The organism is Nonomuraea rhizosphaerae, from assembly GCF_019396405.1.
In the GTDB taxonomy this organism is placed as follows: Bacteria; Actinomycetota; Actinomycetes; order Streptosporangiales; family Streptosporangiaceae; genus Nonomuraea; species Nonomuraea rhizosphaerae.
Map to the genome: position 1 here is coordinate 1 of NZ_JAHKRL010000419.1, position 9,224 is coordinate 9,224.

A 9,224-nucleotide genomic window follows, 5' to 3' on the forward strand; every position below is an offset into this window, starting at 1 on the left:
GACGAGGCGCGGCTGCTGGTCCAGGACGCGCGGGCGGACATGTCCGCCCGCGGCCACCTGGCCTGGCAGGCCGACGTGTGCGCGCTGACGGCGCGGTCACAGCTCCTGCGAGGGCGGCTGGACGGCGCCGTAGGTGACGCCGAGCGGGCGCTGAGCCTGGCCGCCGACCTGGGCACCCCCGAGCCGGCCACGGTGGCGACCACGGTCCTCGCCACCGTCGCGCTGTTGCGCGGCGACATGCGGGCGGCCGCCCGGCACGCCTCCGACCTGGACCGCGGCTCGCTCGCGCACGCCCTGCTGCTGGCCCAGGTCACTGAGGCGAGCGACGGACCGCTGAAGGCGATGGCCCTGCTGCCGGACCTGCTCGAACGGCGACGCCGGATCCTCGCCGTCAACCCCACCGCGAGCGCTTGGCTGGTCCGCCTCGCCCTCGCCGTGAGGGAACGTGAGGTGGCCAAGGCCGTCGTCGCCACCGCGGCGGACCTCGACGCCGTCAACCCAGGGTTCCCCGCCCTGACCGCGTCCGCCGCACACGCGCGTGGCTTGCTCGACGGCGACGGCGAGGCCCTCGCCGAGGCGGCCGAACGCGCCGACGACGTGTGGGGACGGGCCTCCGCCACGGAGGACCTCGGCGTGCTGCTGGCCACCGGCGGGCGGCGCGACGACGCGACGAGCCGGCTCGACCGCGCGCTCGCGATCTACGATGGCATCGGATCCACCAGGGACGTGGCCCGCGTACGCAAGCGGCTGCGCGACATGGGTGTGCGCCACCGGCACTGGAGCCACGCCGACCGGCCAGCGACCGGCTGGGACAGCCTCACCGACACCGAGCGCCGGATCTCCTGCCTGATCGCCGACGGATGGTCCAACCGGCAGGTGGCCGCGCAGATGTTCATCAGCGCGCACACCGTCGCCTACCACCTGAGACACGTCTACCGCAAGCTGCAGATCAACTCCCGGGTCGAACTGGCACGCCTCGTGACGACGCACGGACAGGGCGAACCCGAGGACTGACGCTCGCGCGCCAGAACTACACGTACGGGGGATGTGACCTCGCGGCGCCCGCGAAAGCGTGGAAAAGGTGTGGGCCACATCGAATCACTGTCTCCGAGGCGGCGGCCGCCAAGCCCCGCCACATCGAAGTGTCCGCCTCAGGGCGGCGAAGGAGGAGCCGTGACCAGCGCACCATCAGCCTCGATCGCCATCGACCGGGAGCCAGTGGCTTCCTTCAGCACCTACGCGGAAGCCGAAACGGCCGTCGACTACCTGTCCGACCACGAGTTTCCCGTGCGGGGAACGCTGATCGTGGGGGTGGGCCTGCGCTCCGTGGAACAGGTGGTCGCCCGCATGACCTACCTGCGCGCGGCCGGGTTCGGCGCTCTGTCCGGAGCCTGGTTCGGGCTGCTCGTCGGCCTCTTCCTGGGCATCTTCGCGCTCACCGCCACCTCCATGATCACCATGATCCTCTGGGGCCTGCTCTGGGGAGCGGCCGCGGGAGCGGTCTACGGACTGATCGCGCACGCTCTGACGGGCGGCCGCCGGGACTTCGTGTCCGAGAACGGCCTGGTGGCCGACAAGTACCAAGTCCTCGTCGAGCCGGAGCACGCGCCCCGGGCGCGTGAACTGCTCGCAAGCATCAAGCGCTAGGGGGAGTCGCAATGGCGAAGGCAGTAGGCATCGACCTCGGCACGACCAACTCGGTGATCGCCGCCACGGAGGACGGGCATCCGACGGTGATACCGAACGCGGAGGGCGCCCGCACGACGCCGTCCGTGGTCGCGTTCACCGACCAGGGTGAGCGGCTCGTGGGCCAGCTCGCCCGCCGTCAGGCCATCCTCAACCCGAAGGGAACGATCTACTCGGCCAAGCGCTTCATCGGCCGCCGGTTCGACGAGGTCAGGAGCGAGACCAACGCGGTCTCCTTCGACGTGACGGAGGGGCCCGACGGCAGCGTCCGCTTCGACGTCAAGGGCAAGCTGTACGCGCCCGAGGAGGTCTCGGCCCTCGTGCTGCGCAAGCTGGCCGCCGACGCCGCGAAGTTCCTCGGCGAGAAGGTGACCGAGGCGGTCATCACGGTGCCGGCCTACTTCAACGACGCCCAGCGTCAGGCGACCAAGGACGCGGGACGCATCGCGGGGCTGGAGGTCCTGCGGATCATCAACGAGCCGACCGCCGCGGCCCTGGCGTACGGGCTGGACAAGAAGGGGAACGAGACCGTCCTGGTCTTCGACCTGGGCGGCGGCACGTTCGACGTCAGCGTCCTCGACATCGGCGACGGCGTCGTCGAGGTCCGTTCGACCTCCGGCGACGGGCACCTCGGCGGTGACGACTTCGACCGCCGGATCGTCGACCACCTGGCCGATGACTTCCAGAAGGATCAGGGCATCGACCTGCGCAAGGACCCGCAGGCTCTCCAGCGGCTGTTCGAGGCGGCGGAGAAGGCCAAGGTCGAGCTGTCGGAGGTGACGCAGACCACGATCAGTCTGCCGTTCATCACCGCGGACGCCTCGGGACCGAAGCACCTCAACACCACGCTCATGCGCTCCACGTTCGAGCAGATCACCGCCGACCTGGTGGAACGCTGCGTCCACCCGGTCGAGCAGGCCATGCAGGACGCCAAGCTCACGCCCGCGGACATCGACGAGGTCATCCTCGTCGGCGGCTCCACCCGCATGCCCGCCGTGCAGAGCCTGGTGCGCAGGCTGACCGGCGGCAAGGACCCGAACATGACGGTCAACCCGGACGAGGTCGTGGCCATCGGCGCGGCGGTCCAGGCCGGCATCATCAAGGGCGAGGTCGAGGACGTCGTCCTGCTCGACGTCACGCCGCTGTCGCTGGGCGTCGAGACGCTGGGCGGCATCATGACGAAGGTCATCGAGCGCAACACGACGATCCCGGCCCGCAGGACCGAGACGTTCAGCACCGCCGACGACAACCAGGAAGCCGTCGACATCGTGATCCTGCAGGGGGAGCGCGAGCGGGCGGCCGACAACCGGGTGCTCGGGCGCTTCCGCCTGGAGAACATCCGGCCCGCGCCACGGGGAGAGCCGCAGATCGAGGTCACCTTCGACATCGACGCCAACGGCATCCTCAACGTCACCGCGCGTGACAAGGACACCGGCGCCGAGCAGAAGGTCACCATCAGTGAGACCTCCACGCTGGACAAGCAGGAGATCGAGCGGATGGTCCAGGACGCCGAGCAGCACCGCGACGAGGACCTCCGGCTGCGGCAGGCGATCGAGGCCCGCAACGAGCTGGATTCGGTCGCCTACCAGGTGGAACGCCGCCTGCAGGAGCTCGGCGACGCCGTGCCCGTCCATGAGAAGGCGCGTGCCGAGCAGCTCGTCCACGACGCCCGCGAGGCGATCGAGCAGGAGGCGCCGATCGACCGGCTTCGCACGCTCACCGGCGAACTCCAGCAGGTCCACCAGGCGCTGCAGGCCGGCCAGTCGGCCAACGTGCCCCCGCAGAGCAGGACGGAGAGCGCTCCGGGTGCGCCAGCCGACGACGACGTGATCGACGCCGAGTTCACCACCTCTGACACGGAGTGACATGAACGGCCACGAAGAGCGTACGGGCCAGGGCGGTGCGCGGGCGGTTCAGACCGGCATCGACGAGACCGGCACCGACGAGGTCAGCACCGACGAGACCGAGCCGCTCGCGGAATCGCAGGCGAAGCTGGCGGAGCTGGAGGACCGGTGGCTGCGCGCGGTCGCCGAGCTGGACAACGTCCGCAAGCGCATCGCCCGGGACACCGAGCGGCTCCGGGCCGAGGAACGGGACAGGGTGGCCTCCCAGTGGCTGCCCGTCCTGGACAACCTGGAGCGGGCGCTGAGTGCCGCGAATGGGGACGGCGCCGCCGATCCGGTCATCGAGGGGGTGCGCGCGGTGCGCGACCAGGCGGTCGCCACGTTGAGCCGCCTCGGCTACCGCCGCCAGGACCGGACCGGCGTGCCGTTCGATCCCCAGCACCACGAGGCGGTCTCGACCGTCGAACGCGACGACGTCGCGCCCGGCACCGTCGTGGAGGTGCTGCAGCCCGGCTACGGCGACGACCAGCGGCAACTGCGCCCGGCGGTGGTGGTGGTAGCCAAGAAGGCGGAGTGATGGCCGACCGGCGCGACTTCTACGAAGTCCTCGGAGTCGGCCGTGACGCCGACCAGGACGAGATCCAGCGGGCCTACCGCAAGCTGGTCCGCAAATACCATCCCGACGTCAACAAGGATCCGGGGGCGGAGAATGCCTTCAAGGAGATCTCGGAGGCGTACTCCGTGCTCTCGGATCCTGAAATGCGCCGCAGGTACGACGCGTTCGGGCACGACTTCCGCCAGGTGCCGCCCGACGTCGACCCCGAGCAGTACGCCAGGGCGCGTTCCCGTGCCCGCTCCGGGGCCGGAGCACGTGGCGGAGGCGGCCAGTGGCGCACCAGCGACGGCTTCGGGACCGGTGCCGGAGATATCGACCTTGAGGACCTGCTCGGCGGCATGTTCGACAGCCGGGGCAGGCGCTCCTGGGGGCCTGTGCAAGGCGCGGACCAGGAAGCCGAGCTGACACTCCCGGTCGAGGACGCCTACCGCGGCGGGCGCCGGACGATCACGCTGGGCGGAGGACGGCGGCTGGACGTCACGATCCCGCCCGGGGTGACGGACGGCCAGCGCATCAGGCTGGCCGGCCAGGGAGGTCAGGGAAGCCAAGGCGCCCAGCCGGGCGACCTCTACCTCGTCGTCCGGATCGCCGAGCATCCCCGCTACCGCGTCGAGGGCCGCGACCTGCACACCTATCTGCCGCTGGCCCCCTGGGAGGCAGCTCTGGGCGCCACGGTGGCCATCGACACGCCGGGCGGCGAGGCCAAGCTGAAGGTGCCGCCGGGTACCTCGACCGGGCGCCGCCTGCGGCTGCGCGGGCGCGGCATGCCCAACCCCCGTGGCAAGCCCGGCGATCTGTTCGCCGAGGTACGGATCGTGGTGCCGCCCAAGCTCACCGAGGAGGAGCGGCGCCTGTTCGAACAGCTCGCCGCCACGTCCCGGTTCGACCCGAGGAGGGGCACATGACGACGTACGCGATCGTCCGCCCGACACGGCTGGGCCTGGATTCCTACGCGCGTATCACCGGGCTGCACCCGGAGACCATCCGCCGCCTGGTGGTGCTCGGCCTGCTGGAACCGGTCAGGGACGCCAGGGGAGAGCTCTGCTTCCCGCTCTCCCAGGTCGCCGCGGCCGCCCGCATCCGGCGGCTGCACGAGGGCCTGTCGATCAACTATGCCGCGATCGGACTGGTGACCGACCTGCTCGACCGGATCGAGGAGCTGGAGAGCTCCCTGCGTACGCACGCCTCACGACACTAGGGGGACTGCTGTGGACCCGAACACCATGACGCAGAAGTCGCAGGAGGCCCTGCACGGCGCCCAGACCAAAGCGCTGCGCTACGGGCACACCGAGGTCGACGCCGAGCACCTGCTGCTGGCCCTGCTCGAACAGCCGGACGGGCTGGCTCCCCGGCTCGTGCAGCACGGCGGAGCCGACCCGGAGGCCTTGCGCAGGGACCTGGAGCACGAGCTGGAACGCCGTCCCAAAGTCAGCGGCCCAGGTGCGCAACCCGGACAGGTCTACTTGACGCAGCGGCTGGCGCGGCTGCTGGACACCGCCGAACGGGAGGCGAAACGGCTCAAGGACGACTACGTCTCGGTCGAGCATCTGCTGCTGGCCCTGATCGAGGAGGGCACCGGCACAGCCTCCGGGCGGCTGCTGCAACAGCAGGGGCTCACCAGGGACCGGTTCCTGGAGGCGCTGACCGCCATCCGGGGCAACCAGCGCGTCACCTCGGCCATGCCGGAGGTCGCCTACGAGGCGCTGGACAAGTACGGCCGCGACCTGGTGAGCGAGGCTCGCGCCGGCAAGCTGGACCCGGTGATCGGCCGCGACGCGGAGATCCGCCGGGTGGTCCAGATCCTGTCCCGCAAGACCAAGAACAACCCCGTACTGATCGGCGACCCCGGCGTCGGCAAGACGGCCATCGTGGAAGGGCTCGCCCAGCGGATCACGAACGGGGACGTCCCCGAGGGGCTGCGCGACAAGACCGTCTTCAGCCTGGACATGGGCTCGCTCGTGGCCGGCGCCAAGTACCGCGGCGAGTTCGAGGAACGCCTGAAGGCCGTGCTGAACGAGGTCACCGCGGCCCAGGGACAGATCCTGCTGTTCGTGGACGAGCTGCACACCGTGGTGGGGGCCGGGGCGACCGAGGGCGCCATGGACGCGGGCAACATGCTCAAGCCGATGCTTGCCCGCGGCGAACTGCACATGATCGGCGCGACCACGGTCCAGGAGTACCGGCTGCACATCGAGAAGGACGCGGCGCTGGAGCGAAGGTTCCAGCCCGTCCTGGTGGACGAGCCGTCCGAGGAGGACGCGATCTCGATCCTGCGGGGGCTGCGCGAGCGGCTGGAGATCTTCCACGGCGTGAAGATCCAGGACAGCGCCATCGTCGCCGCGGTGACGCTGAGCCACCGCTACATCTCCGACCGGTTCCTCCCGGACAAGGCCATCGACCTGGTGGACGAGGCCTGCGCGATGATCCGTACGGAGATCGACTCCATGCCCGCCGAGCTCGACGAACTCACCCGGCGGGTGATGCGGCTGGAGATCGAGGAGGCCGCGCTCGCCAAGGAGGACGACCCCGCCAGTCAGGCCCGCCTCGCCGGCCTGCGCAAGGAACTGGCCGACCTGCGCGCCGAGGCCGACGCCATGCGGGCGCAGTGGGAGTCCGAGCGGAACGCCTTGCGCAAGGTCCAGGCCCTGCGCCAGGAGCTGGAGGCCGTGCGCCGGGAGGCCGAGCAGGCCGAACGCGACTACGACCTCAACCGCGCCGCCGAACTGCGGCACGGCAGGATGCCCGAGCTGGAACGCCGCCTGCAGGCGGAGGAGGAACAGCTGGCCCTGCGCCAGAGCGGCCGCAGGCTGCTGCGCGAGGTCGTCACCGAGGACGAGATCGCCGACATCGTCTCCCGCTGGACCGGCATCCCGGTCACCCGCCTGAAGGAGGGCGAGCGCCAGAAGCTGCTGCGCCTGGACGAGACCCTGCACGAGCGGGTCATCGGCCAGGAGGAGGCCGTGCGGCTGGTGGCCGACGCCGTCATCCGCGCCCGCTCCGGCATCAAGGACCCGCGGCGGCCCGTCGGGTCGTTCCTCTTCCTCGGACCGACCGGCGTCGGCAAGACCGAGCTGGCCAGGACGCTCGCCGCCACGCTGTTCGACACCGAGGACAACATGGTCCGCATCGACATGAGCGAGTACCAGGAGCGGCACACGGTCAGCCGCCTCGTCGGCGCCCCTCCCGGCTACGTCGGGTACGAGGAGGGCGGCCAGCTCACGGAAGCGGTGCGGCGCAAACCCTACTCGGTGGTCCTCTTCGACGAGGTGGAGAAGGCGCACGCGGACGTGTTCAACACCTTCCTCCAGGTCCTGGACGACGGGCGGCTGACGGACGCGCAGGGCCGTACGGTCGACTTCCGCAACACCGTGATCATCATGACCTCGAACATCGGCTCCCAATACCTGCTCGACGGGGTCACCTCCGACGGCGAGATCAAGCCGGAGGCCCGCGACCGGGTCATGAACGAGCTGCGCACGCACTTCCGGCCCGAGTTCCTCAACAGGGTCGACGACATCGTGCTGTTCAAACCACTGACCGAGGCCCAGATCGAGCGGATCGTGGACCTGATGTTCAACGACGTCAGGCAGCGGCTGGCCGAGCGGCGGCTCACGCTGCGGGTCACCGACCAGGCGCTCAAGCTCATCGCCAACCAGGGCTATGACCCCGTATACGGGGCCCGGCCGCTGCGCCGGTTCATCGCCCGCGAGGTCGAGACCAGGATCGGGCGTGCGCTGCTGGGCGGCGACGCTCCCGACGGCTCGACCGTGACGGTGGACGTCGACCATGGCGAGCTGAGCGTCACCTTCACCGGACCGGGGAGCTGACATGATCTCGACCACCGTCGCCTGCCCGAACTGCGGCAAGCGGAACAGGGTCCCGGCCGCGGCCGACGGCGTCCCCCGGTGCGGGAACTGCCATCGGCCGCTGGCTTGGATCGCCGAGGCGGGTGACGACACGTTCGCCGAGGTCGCCGAGCGATCGGCGGTGCCGGTCGTCGTCGACTTCTGGGCGGACTGGTGCGGGCCGTGCCGGATGGTCACGCCCGCGCTCGAACAGATCGCCCAGGAACTGGCCGGCCGCGTCAAACTCGTCAAAATCGATGTGGACCGGTCGCCACACCTGTCCGAGCGCTACACGATCAAGCACATCCCGACACTCATGACGATGGTCCACGGCGAGATCATCGCCCAGCGGGCGGGCGCCTCACCCGCCCATGAGCTGCGCAGATGGATCGAGGACACGATCAAGGCCCGCACATGACGCCGGCATCCGAAACGCCGGGCCCGCATATGACGCCCGCATCCGAAACGCCGGACCTGTACGGCGCCTTCCCCCGGCTGAGCGAGACGCAGCTCGCCGAACTCTCGCCCCATGGCGAGCGGCGGGCCGTCTCGCCCGGTGACGTCCTGTTCAGGGAAGGGGAGCCCACCACGGAGTTCATCGTCGTACTGAGCGGCAAGGTGGCCATGGTCGAAGGACACGGCCGCGGCCTGGATGAGCGGACGATCGCCGTCCACGGCCCGCGCCGGTTCCTCGGCGAACTCAGTCTGCTCACCGGTCAGGCGGGATTCCTGACCGCCGTCGTCCAGGAGCCAGGCGAGGTGCTGGCCGTCCCGGCCGAGCAGGCGCGGGCACTGGTGGCACGCGACCCGGCGCTCGGCGACCTCATCCTGCGGGCCTACCTGGCCCGGCGCTCGCTGCTGATCGGGCTGGGCGCCGGCTTCCGCATCATCGGCTCGCGCTATTCGGCGGACTGTCGGCGGTTGCGTGAGTTCGCCGCCCGCAACAGGTTGCCGCACCAGTGGATCGACCTGGAGGAGGACGACACCGCGGAGGCGCTGCTGCGCGAGCTGCGCATCCCGCCCGAGGACACCCCGGTGGTGATCTGGCGCGGCGACAAGGTCCTGCGCCACCCGACCGTGGGCGAGCTGGCGAAGGCGATCGGCCTGCCCGCCCCGATGCCCGGCGACCGCGTCTGCGACCTGGTCATCGTGGGCGCCGGCCCGGCCGGCCTGGCCGCCGCCGTGTACGGGGCCTCGGAAGGACTGACGACGGTCGTGCTCGACGCCGTGGCC

At 70.6% G+C, this 9,224-nt stretch carries 9 protein-coding genes; all 9 read left to right on the forward strand.

From position 1 onward, the window contains the following. On the forward strand, positions 1 to 1,014 hold a 1,014-nt coding region (locus KME77_RS21580; RefSeq protein ID WP_219470572.1), incomplete at its 5' end, for a helix-turn-helix transcriptional regulator. Between the two features lie 159 nt (positions 1,015 to 1,173). Continuing rightward, positions 1,174 to 1,647, forward strand: a complete 474-nt coding sequence (locus tag KME77_RS21585) for a general stress protein (RefSeq protein WP_219470575.1) — start codon at positions 1,174 to 1,176, stop codon at positions 1,645 to 1,647. Between the two features lie 11 nt (positions 1,648 to 1,658). After that, on the forward strand, positions 1,659 to 3,551 hold the full coding sequence (gene dnaK, locus KME77_RS21590; RefSeq protein ID WP_219470577.1) for a molecular chaperone DnaK: 1,893 nt from the start codon (positions 1,659 to 1,661) through the stop codon (positions 3,549 to 3,551). A 1-nt stretch (position 3,552) separates the two neighbouring features. After that, positions 3,553 to 4,107: a nucleotide exchange factor GrpE gene (locus KME77_RS21595; protein ID WP_219470579.1), complete on the forward strand. Its 555-nt coding sequence runs from the start codon at positions 3,553 to 3,555 to the stop codon at positions 4,105 to 4,107. Continuing rightward, positions 4,107 to 5,051: a DnaJ C-terminal domain-containing protein gene (locus tag KME77_RS21600; RefSeq protein ID WP_219470580.1), complete on the forward strand. Its 945-nt coding sequence runs from the start codon at positions 4,107 to 4,109 to the stop codon at positions 5,049 to 5,051. Before KME77_RS21595 ends, KME77_RS21600 begins: the two co-directional genes overlap by 1 nt. Beyond that, the gene (locus tag KME77_RS21605) at positions 5,048 to 5,344 is read left to right on the forward strand and encodes a chaperone modulator CbpM (protein ID WP_219470582.1); all 297 of its coding nucleotides are present in this window, start codon (positions 5,048 to 5,050) and stop codon (positions 5,342 to 5,344) included. Before KME77_RS21600 ends, KME77_RS21605 begins: the two co-directional genes overlap by 4 nt. Before the next feature lie 25 nt (positions 5,345 to 5,369). Then, complete coding sequence (gene clpB, locus KME77_RS21610; RefSeq protein WP_219470588.1) at positions 5,370 to 7,973, forward strand: ATP-dependent chaperone ClpB; 2,604 nt, start codon at positions 5,370 to 5,372, stop codon at positions 7,971 to 7,973. A 1-nt stretch (position 7,974) separates the two neighbouring features. Then, entirely contained in the window at positions 7,975 to 8,409 is a 435-nt protein-coding gene (trxA, locus tag KME77_RS21615; protein WP_219470584.1) for a thioredoxin, read from the forward strand. A gap of 29 nt (positions 8,410 to 8,438) precedes the next feature. Then, positions 8,439 to 9,224 (forward strand): cyclic nucleotide-binding domain-containing protein (locus tag KME77_RS21620; RefSeq protein WP_219470586.1); only part of this gene is annotated, 786 nt, incomplete at its 3' end.